Origin of the sequence: Vibrio splendidus (assembly GCF_001557875.1) — a bacterium.
Lineage (GTDB): Bacteria > Pseudomonadota > Gammaproteobacteria > Enterobacterales > Vibrionaceae > Vibrio > Vibrio splendidus_F.
The window spans coordinates 118,307-135,595 of the sequence record NZ_LNRF01000009.1 but is presented as its reverse complement, the minus strand read 5'-3'; the positions used below and the strand labels follow the sequence as shown (position 1 = coordinate 135,595).

The following is a 17,289-nucleotide window of genomic DNA, read 5'->3' as shown; positions in this document are numbered from 1 at the left end:
CTAACACCGGTAATACTGTAAAGATTGACTGAAAGCGCTACTCCTGAGGAGTGGCGCTTTTTTGTTGGCAGTTGTTAATCTCAGAATACTCAGCTTGGGTGAGCTTGCCTGAGATTTGATGGCATGTGTCCGATAGGGTAATCGAGAGGGTGTGTTGATCGGCTTTAAGCAAGTCGAGCTTTCCAGAAACCTCACCATTGAGCGTTTGAATCCTTTGTTCGCCTTGCTCTGCTGCCGATGCACCAATAATGTGCATCGGTTCGAGAGTGAAGCGTCCACGGTCAAAATTCGCATTGAGCTCTGGGATTTCAAACACATTATCAGTCGATGTTTCAGAAAGCTTGTCGTTAAAGGTCATCACACCTTGGCGAACGCTGCCTGTGAATTGCCCTGTGGTTGAGTAACCAAGCATCAGTGAGTCGCCATATAAACCTGCGGCTTGAAGTTCAAACTCGCCATAACCAGTTGCATCGAGTGGTAATTCAAGTTGCTGTAGCATGGGCGCTATCGGTAACCCATCGGCAGAGATATCTAAGCTCCATGGCTTGCTGATTTGGTTAAAATCGAGTGTTGCATTGGCTTCAATATAACCATTCCTGAGTGGCGCAAACAGACGTGTCAGCGTCCATTTCCCTTGTTCGCTATTCATCTCAACCACCGGCTGTGCGCTAACAATGTTTTGGTAACTGGCATCGTTTGCGCTGGCCATCAGTTTGCCTTGCCATAATCCTAGTTTCCGTTCTTGAAGCAACTGAACTTGATGTCCTTCAATGTGCAGCCCAGAGACTTGCCAGTAAGGCTTTTGTGCAAGTTGAATGAGTTGGGTGCGTTCTACATTCAGGCGGTCTATAGAGGCTTGCTGAAGCTTTGTAAGCCAAGGTAATAGGCGAGCGGCGGCTAGAGGGTTATCTTGGTTTTCAGTGACCCATTTTATGCCTTGCAGGTCGAGCTGCTCTAATTCAATGCTGCTAGGGGTGACTTCGCCAGTGAGTTGTACAGTGCCCTGCAGGAATTGAGTATAGAAATCTTCGATTAGAATCTGGTTTGGCTCTAGGCTTAGCTTGATATTTGGCTCGATGAACATGTCATCATCAATGCTCACCCCTTCTGCTTGCAGAGAGAAAATGGCTTTCTTCTGCTTCCACAGTTCAAAGGGCAGTTGGATATTTTCTAGTGAGGCATCAAAGGCTGTTAGGTGACCATCTTGCCATTCGATGTCGCTACGCAGGATGTCTAAGCTGTTGATGTGGTTGATATGAATGCCTGCCACATCCCATTCTTTGCTTCGTAGGCTCTGAGTTTGCTGCTGATTGAGCCGTAAGCCATCGACGGTGACATTCACTAGCGACCAGTCATGCTTATATTGCTCTGCTTGCCCTGAAATCTTGGCGCCACGCCAGTCAAAGGAAGCACCATAAAGGGTGCTATCACTCGGCTTTAGGTCTAGGTCAATCAACAGATTATCGAATGCTTCACCTTGCCAATACAGTTGTGAGGCAGAGAGTTGGGTTTTTCCATAAGGTAGAAGCGAGTTGTCGTCGTGCCACCTTGGGTCAGAGATCTGCAGGTCGATGCCTCGCGCATTAAACTCTGGCGTCGAAAAGTCGAGATTGTTGATGGCCAGCTGGTGGAGCTTGATGTTTGGCTGGGTAAATAAAGATGTCAGTGTTCTTAGATCGTCTGCTTCTAATTGCAGGCCACTGATCAAAACAGATTCAAAGACCAGTTTGCCCTCTGTAATTGAGTTGGGACTGAACCAAAGATCGATTTTGTCGATATACAGAGGTGTCTGTTTTTCAGGTTGGCTTTGGGTAATGCCCATTAAGGTGATGTGATAAGGCGCCTGATACTCAACATCTTCAATGAGTACAGGTTGTTCGATCGTATGTTTGATAAAAAAGTTAGCAACATCCGCACGGTATTGGGTCTGCAGGCTTAATAGCAACGCTGCGATAGTTGCAACGGCGATAGCCAACACAATGCCGAACACCATCAATACCTTTTTCATTCCCTGAAAGCCTTAAATTTCAATAGTCTCAAAACAGAGTGGAACAAAAAGGGGCAAGCAGCAACAAAAAAGCCCCTCAAAAGAGGGGCTTGCTACAAAAATATCACTTTAAATTGGGCGTTCGCTTTTGGCTAAGCCCGAGCAGATGATTGGGTTAGTCCAGTTGAGGGCCAGCCGCAACCAGTGATTTACCTTCAGCGTTGTCAGTGTACTTATCAAAGTTGTTGATGAAGCGCTCTGCTAGATCTTTCGCTTTGCTTTCCCATTGTAGAGGGTCAGTGTACGTATCGCGTGGGTCAAGGATCGCTGGGTCAACATCGTGCAGCGCTAGAGGTACTTCTAGGTTAAACATAGGGATAACCTTAGTCTCAGCGTTGTCGATTGAGCCATCTAGGATAGCGTCGATGATGCCGCGCGTATCTTGGATAGAGATACGCTTGCCAGTACCGTTCCAACCAGTGTTGACTAGGTAAGCTTCAGCGCCAGCCGCTTCCATACGCTTCACAAGCACTTCAGCGTACTGAGTCGGGTGAAGTGTTAGGAATGCTGCACCAAATGCCGCAGAGAAGGTTGGCGTTGGCTCAGTAATACCACGCTCAGTGCCCGCTAGTTTCGCAGTGAAGCCAGATAGGAAGTGGTACTTAGTTTGCTCTGGAGTCAGTTTAGAAACGGGTGGTAGTACACCGAATGCATCAGCAGTCAGGAAGATAACCTTTTGAGCGTGACCGGCTTTTGATACTGGCTTAACGATGTTGTCGATGTGGTGAATCGGGTAAGAAACACGAGTGTTCTCAGTTTTTGAACCGTCATCAAAATCGATAGAACCATCACCACGAACCGTTACGTTTTCTAGTAGTGCATCGCGACGGATTGCATTGTAGATTTCAGGTTCTGCTTCTTTAGATAGACGAATAGTCTTCGCGTAACAACCACCTTCGAAGTTGAAGATACCATCGTCATCCCAACCGTGCTCATCATCACCGATTAGCTCACGCTTAGGATCGGTTGAAAGCGTTGTTTTGCCTGTACCAGATAGGCCGAAGAAGATGGCAACATCGCCTTGCTCGCCGACGTTTGCACTACAGTGCATTGAAGCAATACCTTGCAGAGGAAGCAGGTAGTTCATCATTGCGAACATGCCTTTCTTCATCTCACCGCCGTACCAAGTACCACCGATGATTTGAACGCGCTCTGTTAGGTTGAAAGCAACGAAGTTTTCAGAGTTTAGACCCTGCTTTTCCCAGTTAGGGTTGGTTGTTTTAGCACCGTTCATTACCACGAAATCAGGTTCGAACGTTGCTAGCTCTTCGTCAGTTGGACGAATGAACATGTTCTTAACGAAGTGCGCTTGCCACGCTACTTCAGTGATAATACGTACACTTAAGCGCGTATCAGGGTTAGCACCACAATAACCGTCGATGACAAACAGGCGCTTGCCAGATAGCTGAGTTGTCACAAGCTCTTTAAGCTCATTCCATACTTCAGTTGTAATCGGTTTGTTGTCATTTTTGCCTTGATCTGACCACCACATGGTATCGCGGGTCGTGTCATCTTTAACAATGTACTTATCTTTTGGTGAGCGGCCAGTAAAGATACCAGTGTCTACCGCAACAGAGCCTAGTTCCGTTACTACGCCTTTTTCGTAGCCTTCCAAACCTGGCAGTGTTTCTTCAACGAATAACTGCTCGTAGCTAGGATTACGAAGAACTTCAGTAACGCCAGTCAGTCCGTGCTTAGTTAGATCAATTTGTGCAGCCTTTGTATGTTCCATAACGGTCATAGGTGCTCCTTGTAGGATATTTTGTAGGGATTTTGTATTAATTTTTTATTGTTATCTGCTCACCATGCTAGCAACGAGACTCGGGGGAAACAGGGATACAGCTCAAAAAATATCCATATTAACCATAGGGTTTTAAGCGTCTCGTCACATATTGGCCCAACTAGTCTATCCTGTACGCAAACCTTTGCGCTAGGGGCGAGAACATTATTAATTGATTAAAATTAAGCGGTGATTTTATTACGAGATGTTACGGACTTTGCGCTATTTTGATCACAAAAAAGGCCAGCTTTGCGCTGACCTTTTTGGGGTAAATTACGTGTTTTTGGTACGCCGTAAATTAATGAACCGTATTACTGCCTTTATCTGCTGCTTCTGCGTACAGAGCATCAACATCGTTCTTGTCGAACGAGTAGTTTGTGCCACAGTAATCGCAGTGAAGACCAACGCTTCCTTCGGTGCTTAGGATGTCGTAGATCTCTTCTTGAGCAACGGTAATGATAGCAGCGCCACTTCTTTCGCGAGAGCACCCACAGAAGAACTGAACTGGTTGTGGTGTGAACAGTTGTACTTTTTCTTGGTTGTACAGGCGGTAAAGCAATTCGTTCGCTTCTAGAGAGAATAGCTCTTCGTTTTTAACGGTGTCAGTTAACTGCTCTAGGTGCTCGAAGTCATCTGGCGTACCAGTGCCGTCTGGCATCACTTGTAGCAACATACCTGCAGCGTGTGCTTTGCCTTCATGTTCGCCAGTGCGCAGCCATAGACGAGTCTTAAGTTGTTCCGAGTTAGCGAAGTAGCCTTCAAGTACTTGGGCAAGCGTGTCACCTTCAAGGCCAACGATGCCTTGGTAACGCTCACCTTTCTTAGGATCGATAGTGATCACTAGGTGGCCTTTGCCCATTAGGTCGTGTAGACCTGCGTCGTCTGCGATATCGCCTTCAAAGCGAGCAACACCACGGATCTTTTGATCGTGATCGCCATTGATAACTGCTAGAGATACTGGGCCGTCACCTTGCAATTGCATAGTGATAGATCCTTCAAACTTTAGGGTCGCAGTTAGTAGCGTTGTTGATACCAGTAGCTCACCCAGTAGCTTTTGTACTGGTGCTGGGTATTCCTTGCTAGAAATAATTTGTTGGTACGCTTCATCCATTTGTACCAATTCACCACGTACTGATAGGTCTTCAAATAGGTAGCGATTTAAAACATTACTTGTAGACATTGGGTCTGCCATTTGGCTATTCCTTCTAGCTTATTGATGCTTGAACTTGATGATGTCACGACGTTGCTTCTTATCAGGGCGACGCTCTGGAGCTGGGTTATGAGCATTTAGTTTACGTTGTGTCGCAAACTCTTCTCTTTTTGCCAAGCTCTCGGTGGTTTCTTCATAGAGGGTTTGAGCGATCGGAGCTCCGCCACGATGGGCTGAGATTCTCTCGATAGTCACCGTCTTTTCTTCATTACCTTGGCGCAGTGTAATCACTGCCCCAAGTTCGACAATTTTACTTGGCTTGCTGCGCTGACCATTATAGTGGACTTTGCCACCATCGACCATGTTACGAGCAATAGACCGAGTTTTGTAAAAGCGTGCTGCCCACAACCATTTATCGAGTCTGACAGCTTCATTAGAAGTTTTCATATAGGGCTGTGCCTTATTAAGTGAGAAATGAATGCGGTTTAACTGTAGTGAACAGTGCGCAACATGTTTTTGATGATGCTTATCACATTAGATAGAGGTTTTATGTGGAGGCGGTTGGCATTTTTTTCAAGTCATAATACAAAATAGCCATGTAATGCCGATTTATAGATTTGCTATGATATAGTTCAGGATCTTATGCTTAAATAAGCTCGGTATCGAACGAATGAATAAAAAAGCTGAAAGTTTAATAATTTACAGCGTTTGCCGTCATGAAAAGGGGCAAGGAAAGTGAACTTTTTAGAGCTCAAAAGTCGCGTAGGAAATTCTCCTGTGTTGAGCCGCTTGTTAGAGAACGGATTTGTACTCCAGCAGAAATTAAGTCTAGCGACGTGCTGTGTATTGATTGCAGCTTCCGCATGGATTTTAGGACAGCTTGCATGGTTTATTGAACCTGCTGAGCACACCGTCGTGCCTTGGAAAGCAACAGCTTCATCCTCTTCTACTCCCCAATCGATCCTTGATATCTCTTCTTTGCAGCAGAGCAACATGTTTGGTGCTTATAACCCAACCACGCCAGCTGTAGTTGAACAGCAAGTTATTCAAGATGCACCAAAGACGCGACTGAACTTGGTTTTGGTTGGTGCGGTAGCGAGCTCAAATCCAAAATTGAGCTTAGCGGTGATTGCCAATCGCGGTACACAAGCGACTTACGGAATTAATGAAGAGATTGAAGGCACCCGAGCTAAGCTCAAAGCCGTATTAGTGGATCGCGTGATCATTGATAACTCAGGGCGAGATGAAACTTTGATGCTCGAAGGTATCGAGTACAAGCGTTTGGCAGTATCAGCGCCTGCAGCACCTCGCACCTCTTCTTCGGTTCGCGGTAATAACCCAGCTTCAGCAGAAGAGAAGCTCGATGAAATTAAAGCGAAGATAATGAAAGATCCGCAACAAATCTTCCAATATGTTCGACTGTCTCAGGTGAAGCGCGACGACAGTGTGATCGGTTATCGTGTGAGCCCTGGCAAAGATTCAGAACTTTTTAATTCAGTAGGGCTCCAAAACGGAGATATTGCTACTCAGTTAAATGGACAAGACCTGACAGACCCAGCCGCTATGGGCAACATATTCCGTTCTATCTCAGAGCTGACAGAGTTAAATCTCGTCGTCGAGAGAGATGGTCAACAACATGAAGTGTTTATTGAATTTTAAAACTTTGCGTCTAACGAAGGACGAAAGTGTAGGAGAAGTACGTGAAGCATTGGTTTAAGAAAAGTGCATGGTTATTGGCAGGAAGCTTGATCTGCACACCCGCAGCCATCGCGAGTGATTTTAGTGCCAGCTTTAAAGGCACTGATATCCAAGAGTTTATTAATATTGTTGGTCGTAACCTAGAGAAGACCATCATCGTTGATCCATCGGTGCGCGGAAAAATCGATGTACGCAGCTACGACGTATTGAATGAAGAGCAATATTACAGCTTCTTCTTAAACGTATTAGAGGTGTATGGCTACGCGGTCGTTGAAATGGACTCGGGTGTTCTTAAGATCATCAAAGCCAAAGACTCTAAAACCTCTGCCATTCCTGTTGTTGGTGACCGTGATTCGATCGCTGGTGATAGTGTCGTGACACGCGTAGTGACGGTTCGTAATGTCTCGGTTCGTGAACTTTCTCCTTTGCTTCGCCAATTGAACGACAATGCAGGTGCGGGTAATGTTGTGCACTACGACCCAGCCAACATCATCCTTATTACAGGCCGAGCGGCGGTAGTAAACCGTTTAGCTGAAATCATCAAGCGCGTTGACCAAGCGGGTGATAAAGAAATCGAAGTCGTTGAGCTAAAGAATGCTTCTGCGGCAGAAATGGTACGTATCGTTGATGCATTAAGCAAAACCACAGATGCTAAAAACACACCTGCCTTCCTACAACCTAAATTAGTTGCTGATGAGCGTACCAATGCGATTCTGATTTCAGGTGACCCTAAGGTTCGTAGCCGACTAAGAAAGCTTATTGAGCAGCTTGATGTCGAAATGGCAACTAAGGGTAACAACCAAGTTATTTACCTCAAATACGCAAAAGCAGAAGATCTTGTTGATGTGCTGAAAGGCGTGTCGGACAACCTACAATCAGAGAAGCAGTCATCAACCAAAGGCAGCTCATCGCAACGTAACCAAGTAATGATTTCCGCCCACAGTGATACCAACTCTTTGGTTATTACTGCACAGCCAGACATCATGAATGCGCTGCAAGACGTGATCGCACAACTGGATATTCGTCGTGCTCAAGTATTGATCGAAGCCTTGATTGTCGAAATGGCAGAAGGTGACGGCGTTAATCTTGGTGTGCAGTGGGGTAACTTAGAAACGGGTGCAATGATCCAGTACAGCAACACTGGTGCGTCGATTGGTGGTGTGATGGTTGGCCTAGAAGAAGCAAAAGATTCTACGACAACCACCGCTGTTTATGACTCTGACGGAAAATTCCTACGAAACGAAACCACGACTGAAGAAGGTGATTATTCAACATTAGCCTCTGCACTTTCAGGTGTTAATGGCGCGGCTATGAGTGTGGTGATGGGTGACTGGACTGCACTTATTAGTGCGGTAGCGACCGATTCAAACTCAAACATCCTATCTTCTCCAAGTATTACCGTGATGGACAACGGCGAAGCGTCATTCATTGTGGGTGAAGAGGTGCCTGTTTTAACAGGTTCAACAGCAGGTTCAAGCAACGATAATCCATTCCAAACGGTTGAACGTAAAGAAGTCGGTATCAAGCTGAAAGTAGTGCCACAAATCAATGAAGGTGATTCGGTTCAGCTGAATATTGAACAAGAAGTATCGAACGTATTAGGCGCAAATGGTGCGGTTGATGTGCGTTTTGCTAAGCGACAGCTAAATACGTCTGTGATTGTTCAAGATGGTCAAATGCTAGTGCTGGGTGGCCTGATTGATGAGCGAGCGCTAGAGAGTGAATCTAAGGTGCCATTCTTAGGTGATATTCCTGTTCTTGGGCACCTGTTCAAATCAACCAGTACTCAGGTTGAGAAAAAGAATCTAATGGTATTCATTAAGCCAACCATCATCCGTGATGGCATGACAGCAGACGGCATCACTCAGCGTAAATACAATTTCATCCGTGCTGAGCAGTTGTACAAGGCGGAGCAAGGTTTGAAACTGATGGCCGACGATAATATTCCAGTACTGCCTAAATTTGGTGCAGATATGAACCACCCGGCTGAAATCCAAGCCTTCATCGATCAAATGGAAACAGAGTAATGGCTGAATTGGTAGGGGCGGCACGTACTTATCAGCGCTTGCCGTTTAGCTTTGCGAACCGCTACAAGATGGTGTTGGAATATCAGCACCCAGAGCGTCCGCCGGTACTTTATTATGTGGAGCCTCTAAAATCGGCGGCGATCATTGAAGTAAGCCGTGTGGTGAAAAATGGCTTCACGCCACAAGCGATCAGCGCAGACGAATTTGATAAAAAATTGACCGATGCGTATCAGCGTGACTCGTCGGAAGCTCGTCAGCTAATGGAAGACATTGGTGCTGACAACGACGACTTCTTCTCGCTAGCTGAAGAGCTGCCACAAGATGAAGACTTACTTGAATCGGAAGACGATGCACCAATCATCAAGCTAATTAACGCGATGTTGGGTGAGGCGATCAAAGAGGGTGCTTCGGATATTCATATCGAAACGTTTGAGAAATCACTGTCTATCCGTTTCCGTATTGATGGTGTGTTGCGTGATGTGTTAGCGCCGAGCCGTAAACTGGCTCCGCTGTTGGTGTCACGTGTCAAGGTTATGGCTAAGCTAGATATTGCGGAAAAACGCGTGCCACAAGATGGTCGTATTTCTCTGCGTATCGGTGGTCGAGCGGTCGATGTTCGTGTTTCAACCATGCCGTCTTCGCACGGTGAGCGTGTGGTAATGCGTCTGTTGGACAAGAACGCGACTCGTCTAGACCTGCACAGTTTAGGCATGACGGCAGAGAACCACGAAAACTTCCGAAAACTTATTCAGCGCCCACACGGTATCATCTTGGTTACTGGTCCTACGGGTTCTGGTAAATCAACGACCTTGTACGCTGGCCTGCAAGAGCTCAACAGTAATGAGCGAAATATTCTAACCGTTGAAGACCCAATCGAATTCGATATCGATGGCATTGGCCAAACACAAGTGAACCCTAAGGTTGATATGACCTTTGCGCGTGGTTTACGTGCCATTCTTCGTCAAGACCCGGATGTGGTAATGATTGGTGAGATACGTGACTTAGAGACCGCTGAGATCGCTGTTCAAGCCTCTTTGACCGGTCACTTAGTAATGTCGACCCTTCACACCAATACGGCAATCGGTGCGATTACACGTCTACGTGATATGGGCATCGAACCCTTCTTGATTTCTTCTTCACTGCTGGGTGTTTTGGCTCAGCGCTTGGTTCGCACCCTGTGTAACGACTGTAAAGAACCTTACGAAGCGGATAAAGAGCAGAAGAAGCTGTTTGGGTTGAAGAAGAAAGACAGCTTGACGCTTTACCATGCCAAAGGGTGTGAAAACTGCAGTCACAAAGGCTATCGAGGCCGTACCGGTATTCATGAACTCCTGATGATTGACGACTCGGTGCAAGAGCTTATTCACAGTGAAGCTGGCGAACAGGCGATTGAGAAAGCAATTCGTGGCACAACCCCAAGTATTCGAGATGATGGCTTGAGCAAAGTTCTGAAAGGGGTAACGTCCTTAGAAGAAGTGATGCGTGTGACCAAGGAAGTCTAGTATGGCGGCATTTGAATACAAAGCACTGGATGCCAAAGGTAAGAGCAAAAAAGGCTCTATTGAAGCGGATAACGCTCGTCAGGCTCGCCAACGCTTGAAAGAACAAGGCTTGATGCCGGTTGAGATGACTGAAGCCAAGGCTAAAACTGCGAAAGGTGCTCAGCCCTCGACCAGCTTTAAGCGTGGTATCAGTACACCTGATCTTGCTTTAATTACTCGACAAATATCCACGCTCGTTCAGTCTGGTATGCCGCTAGAAGAGTGTCTGAAGGCCGTGGCGGAGCAATCTGAAAAGCCACGCATTCGAACCATGCTACTGGCGGTTCGTTCGAAGGTAACGGAAGGTTATTCGCTAGCGGATAGCTTGGCTGATTACCCACACATCTTCGATGAACTGTTTAGAGCCATGGTTGCGGCTGGTGAGAAATCGGGTCACTTAGATGCGGTATTGGAGCGGTTGGCCGATTATGCAGAAAACCGCCAGAAGATGCGCTCTAAGCTGCTACAAGCGATGATCTACCCTGTGGTGCTGGTGGTGTTTGCGGTGACGATTGTTTCGTTCCTGTTGGCAACCGTGGTACCTAAGATTGTCGAGCCTATTATCCAAATGGGCCAAGAGCTTCCTCAATCGACACAATTTTTATTGGCATCGAGTGAATTTATCCAGAATTGGGGTATCCAATTACTGTTGTTGATCATTAGTGTGATTGTGTTGATTAAGACCGCGCTGAAAAAACCGGGCGTTCGCATGAGTTGGGATCGCAAGCTATTAAGCATTCCACTGATCGGCAAAATAGCAAAAGGGATTAATACCTCTCGTTTTGCACGAACACTCTCTATCTGTACTTCGAGTGCGATTCCTATTCTTGAAGGGATGAAAGTGGCGGTTGATGTAATGTCGAATCACCATGTGAAGCAACAAGTATTACAGGCATCAGATAGTGTTAGAGAAGGGGCAAGCCTGCGTAAAGCGCTCGATCAAACCAAACTCTTCCCTCCAATGATGCTGCATATGATCGCCAGTGGTGAGCAGAGTGGTCAGTTAGAACAAATGCTGACAAGAGCGGCGGACAACCAAGACCAAAGCTTTGAATCGACCGTGAATATCGCGCTAGGTATTTTCACACCAGCACTTATCGCTTTGATGGCAGGCTTAGTGCTGTTCATTGTGATGGCGACCTTAATGCCGATGCTTGAAATGAATAATTTAATGAGCGGCTAAATGACTGCTCACAAGACGTTAGTTTTTGGATTATCGAGAAGAAGGACATTATTACCTTCAACTCGCTGTCTGTAATTTGGAGAAAATAATGAAAAACAGAATGAAGAAACAATCAGGCTTTACCCTATTAGAAGTGATGGTTGTTGTGGTTATCCTTGGCGTATTGGCGAGCTTTGTTGTACCTAACCTATTGGGTAACAAAGAGAAGGCTGACCAACAAAAAGCCATCACTGATATCGTGGCGCTAGAGAATGCGCTCGATATGTACAAACTGGATAACAGCGTTTACCCAACAACGGATCAAGGTCTTGATGCATTGGTTTCTAAACCAAGTAGCCCTGAGCCTCGTAACTACCGTGACGGTGGCTACATCAAGCGTCTACCTAACGACCCATGGGGCAATGAGTACCAATACCTAAGCCCTGGTGATAACGGCACTATCGATATCTTTACACTTGGCGCTGATGGCCAAGAAGGTGGTGAAGGTGTTGCTGCGGATATCGGCAACTGGAACATGCAAGACTTTCAGTAAGCCTAGGCTTATTGTCACTTGATGCCGTTATTTGATGTTAGGACGTAAACAGATGGAGTCTAAAGGTGAAAACTAAGCAAACACAGCCAGGTTTCACCTTAATTGAGATTCTTTTGGTGTTGGTATTACTGTCAGTAACGGCGGTCGCGGTGATCGCGACCATTCCTACCAATAGTAAAGATGTTGCTAAAAAATACGCTCAAAGCTTTTATCAGCGAGTTCAGCTACTCAATGAAGAAGCTATTTTAAGTGGCTTGGATTTTGGCGTTCGGGTTGATGAAAAGAAATCGACCTATGTACTGATGGCGCTTAAGTCTGAAGGCTGGCAAGAAGTCGACTTTGAAAAAATTCCCTCTTCAACTGAGCTACCGGAAGAGCTCGCATTGTCACTGACTCTAGGTGGTGGTGCATGGGAAGATGATGATCGGTTGTTCAATCCCGGAAGCTTGTTTGATGAAGATATGTTTGCGGATCTTGAAGAGGAAAAGAAGCCGAAACCACCACAGATCTACATCTTGTCGAGTGCTGAAATGACACCGTTTGTACTATCGTTTTATCCTAATACGGGTGACACCATACAAGATGGTTGGCGTATTCGAGTATTGGATAATGGTGTCATTCGATTACTAGAGCCGGGAGAAGAATATGAAGAGGAATAACCGTTCTCCTTCTCGTTCTCGTGGTATGACCCTTGGTTCTCGAGGAATGACTCTGCTTGAAGTATTGGTTGCGCTCGCTATTTTCGCAACGGCAGCGATCAGTGTGATTCGTGCTGTTACGCAGCACATCAATACTCTCAGTTATCTAGAAGAAAAAACCTTCGCTGCTATGGTCGTTGATAATCAAATGGCCTTGGTGATGCTGCATCCTGAGAAGCTTAAAAAAGCACAGGGTACACAAGAGTTGGCGGGAAGAGAGTGGTTCTGGAAGGTGACTCCCATCGATACCAGCGATGATTTATTAAAGGCGTTTGATGTGAGTGCGGCAACCAGTAAACAAGCTTCTCCAGTGGTCACGGTGCGCAGCTATGTGGTTAATTAAAAGCATGTGGTCAAGTAAGATCATGTCCGACAATAAGCGTGTGCCTCATAAACAAGGTCTATCTTCGAAAGGGAGAGGCTTTACCTTAATTGAGGTTTTAGTCTCGATCGCGATCTTTGCCACGTTAAGTATGGCGGCTTATCAGGTAGTGAATCAGGTTCAGCGCAGCAACGAGCTTTCAATCGAGCGCAGTGCTCGTTTAAACCAACTGCAACGTAGCTTGGTCATTTTAGATAATGATTTTCGCCAGATGGCGGTACGACAATTTCGTACCAACGGTGAAGAAGCATCATCTAAGCTGATCTTAATTAAAGAGTATTTACTGGATTCCGACAGCGTTGGCATCATGTTTACTCGCCTTGGCTGGCATAACCCACAGCAGCAGTTTCCTCGCGGAGAAGTCACCAAAGTGGGTTACCGCATTAAAGAAGAAACACTTGAGCGTGTGTGGTGGCGTTACCCCGATACCCCTGCAGGACAAGAAGGTGTGATTACGCCTTTGCTTGATGATGTTGAAAGCTTGGAATTCGAGTTTTATGACGGAAGCCGCTGGGGGAAAGAGTGGCAAACCGACAAATCGCTACCGAAAGCGGTAAGATTAAAGCTAACCTTGAAAGATTATGGTGAGATAGAGCGTGTTTATCTCACTCCCGGTGGCACGCTAGATCAGGCCGATGATTCTTCAAACAGTGACTCTTCAGGCAGTAATGAGGGGAATAATGACTCATCGAACTAACAAGCTTGCACTGACAAGGTCTGCTATGGGTCGCAAGCAGCGTGGTGTCGCACTGATCATTATTCTGATGCTACTGGCGATCATGGCAACTATCGCTGGCAGTATGTCGGAACGTCTGTTTACGCAATTCAAGCGCGTTGGTAATCAACTGAATTACCAACAGGCTTACTGGTACAGCATTGGTGTAGAAGCGCTGGTGCAAGACGGCATTAGGCAAAGCTACAAAGACAGTGATACCGTGAACCTAAGTCAACCATGGGCGCTAGAAGAGCAGGTATACCCATTAGATTACGGTCAAGTTAAGGGACGAATCGTTGATGCTCAGGCTTGCTTTAACCTTAATTCGTTAGCTGGGGTGACGACCACTTCAAGTAACCAGACACCTTATTTGATCACGGTTTGGCAAACCTTATTAGAAAATCAAGACGTTGAGCCTTATCAGGCTGAGGTTATCGCAAACTCAACGTGGGAATTTGTTGACGCAGATACCCGAACCACCTCTTCAGCGGGGGTTGAAGACAGCACCTATGAAGCGATGAAGCCATCTTATTTGGCGGCGAATGGCTTAATGGCGGATGAATCTGAGCTAAGAGCGGTTTATCAGGTCACGGGTGAAGTCATGAATAAGGTTCGCCCGTTTGTTTGCGCTCTGCCGAGCGACGATTTTCGCTTGAACGTGAATACACTCACGGAAAAGCAGGCGCCTTTATTGGAGGCGATGTTTGCTCCTGGCTTAAGTGAGTCAGATGCTAAACAGCTAATAGACAAACGCCCATTTGATGGCTGGGATACGGTGGATGCTTTTATGGCTGAACCTGCCATTGTTGGCGTGAGTGCCGAAGTTAGCAAAAAAGCGAAAGCGTATTTAACTGTAGATAGCGCCTATTTTGAGCTAGATGCAGAGGTATTAGTTGAGCAGTCACGTGTACGTATACGGACGCTTTTCTATAGTAGTAATCGAGAAACAGTGACGGTAGTACGCCGTCGTTTTGGAGGAATCAGTGAGCGAGTTTCTGACCGTTCGACTGAGTAGCGAACCACAAAGCCCTGTGCAGTGGTTAGTTTGGTCGACAAGCCAACAAGAAGTGATAGCAAGTGGCGAGTTGTCTAGCTGGGAGCAGCTTGATGAGTTAACGCCTTACGCTGAAAAGCGCAGCTGTATCGCTTTATTGCCGGGAAATGAATGCTTAATTAAGCGTGTTGAGATCCCGAAAGGTGCTGCTCGCCAGTTCGACTCTATGCTGCCGTTTTTATTAGAAGACGAAGTCGCACAAGATATCGAAGACTTACACCTGACGATTTTAGATAAAGACTCAACGCACGCTACCGTGTGTGGTGTCGACCGCGAATGGTTAAAGCAAGCTTTAGATCTGTTTCGTGAAGCCAATATTATCTTCCGTAAGGTGTTGCCAGATACATTGGCCGTGCCTTTTGAAGAACCTGGCATCAGTGCATTGCAGATCGACCAGCATTGGCTACTGCGGCAAGGCAACTATCAAGCAGTATCGATCAGCGAAGCATGGTTACCGATGTTTTTGCAGAGTGATTGGGTGGTTGCTGATGACGAAGAGCAAGCGACGACTATCTTCAGCTATACAGCAATGCCGAGTGAAGACGTTCAACAGCAAAGCGGTGCGAATTGGCAGGCAAAGCCTGCGGAATTGGTGATGTCTTTACTGAGCCAGCAAGCGATCACAAGCGGCGTAAACTTACTGACTGGCACCTTTAAAACCAAATCTTCATTCAGTAAATATTGGCGCGTATGGCAGAAAGTAGCGATTGCTGCTTGTTTGCTGGTGGCTGTGATTGTGACTCAACAAGTGTTGAAGGTTCAACAATACGAAGCTCAAGCACAAGCTTACCGCATGGAGAGTGAACGTATCTTTAGAGCAGTGCTGCCAGGTAAACAACGTATCCCAACAGTCAGCTATCTTAAGCGTCAGATGAACGATGAAGCCAAGAAATATGGCGGTTCAGGCGATGGTGACTCCTTACTAGGCTGGCTAGCGTTACTGCCAGAAACGCTAGGGCAGGTGAAGTCAATCGAAGTCGAAAGTATTCGCTACGATGGCAACCGCTCTGAGGTTCGACTTCAGGCTAAAAGCTCTGATTTCCAACACTTTGAGACTGCGAGAGTGAAGCTCGAAGAGAAGTTTACTGTCGAACAAGGTCCATTGAACCGTAATGGCGATGCTGTATTTGGCAGCTTTACTCTTAAACCCCATCAATAACCTGCGTAAGGAGATCAGTGATGAGAAATATGATTGAGCCACTCCAAGCGTGGTGGACTTCAATAAGTCAAAGAGAGCAACGTTTAGTGATTGGTTGCTCAATTCTATTGGTGGTTGGTGTCGTTTATTGGGGGCTAATCCAGCCACTCAGTCAGCGAGCTGAACTTGCACAGAGCCGTATTCAAAGTGAGAAGCAACTACTGGCTTGGGTAACCAATAAAGCCAATGAAGTGGTTGAGCTGCGAGGCAGCGGTGGTATCAGTGCTAGTCAGCCTCTGAACCAATCGGTGCCAGCTTCTATGCGTCGCTTTAATATCGAGCTAATACGTGTGCAACCACGTGGCGAAATGCTGCAAGTGTGGGTAAAACCTGTGCCTTTTAATAAGTTCGTTGACTGGCTAACATACCTGAAAGAAAAACAGGGTGTGGAGGTTGAGTTTATGGATATTGATCGCTCTGATAACCCTGGGGTTATTGAGGTCAACCGACTACAGTTTAAACGAGGTTAATGTGAAACGCGGTTTATCTTTTAAGTATGGCCTGCTCTTCAGTGGCATCTTTATCGTCTTTTTTTCAGTCAGTCTGTTGCTGCACTTGCCGGCTTCTTTTGCTCTCAAGCAAGCACAGGTTGTGCGTGGTTTGAGTATCGAAGGCGTTGAGGGCACCGTTTGGCAAGGCAGCGCCAACAATGTTGTGTGGCAGCGCATCAATTACGGTTCAGTGCAGTGGGACTTCCAGTTTTCTAAGCTATTTCAAGCCAAAGCAGAACTGGCGGTTCGTTTTGGTCGTAACAGCGACATGAACTTATCAGGTAAAGGGCGTGTCGGGTACAGCATGAGCGGCGCGTATGCAGAGAACTTAGTGACTTCAATGCCTGCTATGAACGTGATGAAATACGCCCCAGCCATTCCAGTCCCAATTTCAATTGGTGGACAAGTTGAACTGACGATCAAACATGCAGTTCATGCTCAGCCTTGGTGTCAATCTGGTGAAGGCACACTGGCTTGGTCTGGTGCTGCAGTCGACTCTCCTGTTGGATCGTTAGACCTTGGTCCTGTGATTGCGGACATAACCTGTGAAGACAGCACAGTTGCAGCGAAAGGCACTCAGAAGAGCGAACATGTGGACAGTGAGTTCTCAGCGAGCGTAACACCTAACCAACGCTACACGTCGGCGGCTTGGTTTAAGCCGGGGGCAGAGTTCCCGCCAGCGATGCAGAGTCAGCTTAAGTGGCTGGGTAACCCTGATAGCCAAGGTAAGTACCAGTTTACTTATCAAGGTCGTTTTTAGCTAAACAGCTAAGGGCTAAGGGCTAAGGGCTAC

16 protein-coding genes are annotated in these 17,289 nt (G+C 46.5%); 12 read left to right on the top strand and 4 right to left on the bottom strand.

The genetic code is table 11. The features are described 5' to 3' along the window. Positions 1-37: 37 nt before the first annotated feature. The 4 genes from ATB74_RS18615 to hslR form a co-directional block, all read right to left on the bottom strand. Positions 38-2,008 carry an AsmA family protein gene (locus ATB74_RS18615; protein ID WP_061019417.1) on the bottom strand — a complete coding sequence of 657 codons (1,971 nt, stop codon included), beginning with the start codon at positions 2,006-2,008 and terminating at the stop codon, positions 38-40. A gap of 154 nt (positions 2,009-2,162) precedes the next feature. Then, positions 2,163-3,788, bottom strand: coding sequence for a phosphoenolpyruvate carboxykinase (ATP) (gene pckA / locus ATB74_RS18610; protein ID WP_061019416.1), 1,626 nt, complete (start codon positions 3,786-3,788; stop codon positions 2,163-2,165). Positions 3,789-4,125: 337 nt separating this feature from the next. Further along, positions 4,126-5,019 (bottom strand): Hsp33 family molecular chaperone HslO, encoded by an 894-nt coding sequence (gene hslO, locus ATB74_RS18605; protein WP_060983229.1) that lies wholly within the window; start codon positions 5,017-5,019, stop codon positions 4,126-4,128. Between the two features lie 18 nt (positions 5,020-5,037). After that, positions 5,038-5,424 (bottom strand): ribosome-associated heat shock protein Hsp15, encoded by a 387-nt coding sequence (gene hslR, locus ATB74_RS18600; protein ID WP_060983228.1) that lies wholly within the window; start codon positions 5,422-5,424, stop codon positions 5,038-5,040. A gap of 288 nt (positions 5,425-5,712) precedes the next feature. Here hslR and gspC point away from each other — a divergent pair, with 288 nt between their 5' ends. From gspC to ATB74_RS18540, 12 genes are all read left to right on the top strand, one after another. After that, a complete protein-coding gene (gspC, locus tag ATB74_RS18595; RefSeq protein WP_061019415.1) occupies positions 5,713-6,636 on the top strand; it encodes a type II secretion system protein GspC in 924 nt (307 codons plus the stop codon). 41 nt (positions 6,637-6,677) lie between these two features. Further along, the gene (gene gspD / locus ATB74_RS18590; protein WP_061019414.1) at positions 6,678-8,702 is read left to right on the top strand and encodes a type II secretion system secretin GspD; all 2,025 of its coding nucleotides are present in this window, start codon (positions 6,678-6,680) and stop codon (positions 8,700-8,702) included. Further along, positions 8,702-10,204 carry a type II secretion system ATPase GspE gene (gene gspE / locus ATB74_RS18585; RefSeq protein WP_060983225.1) on the top strand — a complete coding sequence of 501 codons (1,503 nt, stop codon included), beginning with the start codon at positions 8,702-8,704 and terminating at the stop codon, positions 10,202-10,204. Before gspD ends, gspE begins: the two co-directional genes overlap by 1 nt. A gap of 1 nt (position 10,205) precedes the next feature. After that, positions 10,206-11,426, top strand: a complete 1,221-nt coding sequence (gspF, locus tag ATB74_RS18580) for a type II secretion system inner membrane protein GspF (RefSeq protein ID WP_061019413.1) — start codon at positions 10,206-10,208, stop codon at positions 11,424-11,426. Positions 11,427-11,514: 88 nt separating this feature from the next. Beyond that, the gene (gene gspG, locus ATB74_RS18575; protein WP_060983223.1) at positions 11,515-11,958 is read left to right on the top strand and encodes a type II secretion system major pseudopilin GspG; all 444 of its coding nucleotides are present in this window, start codon (positions 11,515-11,517) and stop codon (positions 11,956-11,958) included. A gap of 65 nt (positions 11,959-12,023) precedes the next feature. Beyond that, the gene (gene gspH, locus ATB74_RS18570) at positions 12,024-12,617 is read left to right on the top strand and encodes a type II secretion system minor pseudopilin GspH (RefSeq protein ID WP_061019412.1); all 594 of its coding nucleotides are present in this window, start codon (positions 12,024-12,026) and stop codon (positions 12,615-12,617) included. Then, a complete protein-coding gene (gene gspI, locus ATB74_RS18565; protein ID WP_060983222.1) occupies positions 12,604-12,999 on the top strand; it encodes a type II secretion system minor pseudopilin GspI in 396 nt (131 codons plus the stop codon). Before gspH ends, gspI begins: the two co-directional genes overlap by 14 nt. Next, positions 12,986-13,735 (top strand): type II secretion system minor pseudopilin GspJ, encoded by a 750-nt coding sequence (gspJ, locus tag ATB74_RS18560; protein WP_060983221.1) that lies wholly within the window; start codon positions 12,986-12,988, stop codon positions 13,733-13,735. The genes gspI and gspJ overlap by 14 nt, the downstream gene beginning before the upstream one ends. After that, the gene (gene gspK, locus ATB74_RS18555; RefSeq protein WP_060983220.1) at positions 13,719-14,768 is read left to right on the top strand and encodes a type II secretion system minor pseudopilin GspK; all 1,050 of its coding nucleotides are present in this window, start codon (positions 13,719-13,721) and stop codon (positions 14,766-14,768) included. Before gspJ ends, gspK begins: the two co-directional genes overlap by 17 nt. After that, the gene (gspL, locus tag ATB74_RS18550; protein ID WP_061019411.1) at positions 14,737-15,966 is read left to right on the top strand and encodes a type II secretion system protein GspL; all 1,230 of its coding nucleotides are present in this window, start codon (positions 14,737-14,739) and stop codon (positions 15,964-15,966) included. The genes gspK and gspL overlap by 32 nt, the downstream gene beginning before the upstream one ends. A 20-nt stretch (positions 15,967-15,986) precedes the next feature. Further along, positions 15,987-16,475 (top strand): type II secretion system protein M, encoded by a 489-nt coding sequence (locus ATB74_RS18545; RefSeq protein WP_060983218.1) that lies wholly within the window; start codon positions 15,987-15,989, stop codon positions 16,473-16,475. A gap of 1 nt (position 16,476) precedes the next feature. Next, entirely contained in the window at positions 16,477-17,256 is a 780-nt protein-coding gene (locus tag ATB74_RS18540; RefSeq protein WP_061019410.1) for a type II secretion system protein N, read from the top strand. Positions 17,257-17,289 lie beyond the last annotated feature (33 nt).

Excerpts from the sequence above, each read along its gene's own strand:
- ATB74_RS18615 (WP_061019417.1), bottom strand. The coding sequence starts at position 2,008 with ATGAAAAAGGTATTGATGGTGTTCGGCATTGTGTTGGCTATCGCCGTT.
- pckA (WP_061019416.1), bottom strand. The coding sequence starts at position 3,788 with ATGACCGTTATGGAACATACAAAGGCTGCACAAATTGATCTAACTAAG.
- hslO (WP_060983229.1), bottom strand. The coding sequence starts at position 5,019 with ATGGCAGACCCAATGTCTACAAGTAATGTTTTAAATCGCTACCTATTT.
- hslR (WP_060983228.1), bottom strand. The coding sequence starts at position 5,424 with ATGAAAACTTCTAATGAAGCTGTCAGACTCGATAAATGGTTGTGGGCA.
- gspE (WP_060983225.1), top strand. The coding sequence starts at position 8,702 with ATGGCTGAATTGGTAGGGGCGGCACGTACTTATCAGCGCTTGCCGTTT.
- gspF (WP_061019413.1), top strand. The coding sequence starts at position 10,206 with ATGGCGGCATTTGAATACAAAGCACTGGATGCCAAAGGTAAGAGCAAA.
- gspG (WP_060983223.1), top strand. The coding sequence starts at position 11,515 with ATGAAAAACAGAATGAAGAAACAATCAGGCTTTACCCTATTAGAAGTG.
- gspI (WP_060983222.1), top strand. The coding sequence starts at position 12,604 with ATGAAGAGGAATAACCGTTCTCCTTCTCGTTCTCGTGGTATGACCCTT.
- gspJ (WP_060983221.1), top strand. The coding sequence starts at position 12,986 with ATGTGGTTAATTAAAAGCATGTGGTCAAGTAAGATCATGTCCGACAAT.
- gspK (WP_060983220.1), top strand. The coding sequence starts at position 13,719 with ATGACTCATCGAACTAACAAGCTTGCACTGACAAGGTCTGCTATGGGT.
- ATB74_RS18545 (WP_060983218.1), top strand. The coding sequence starts at position 15,987 with ATGAGAAATATGATTGAGCCACTCCAAGCGTGGTGGACTTCAATAAGT.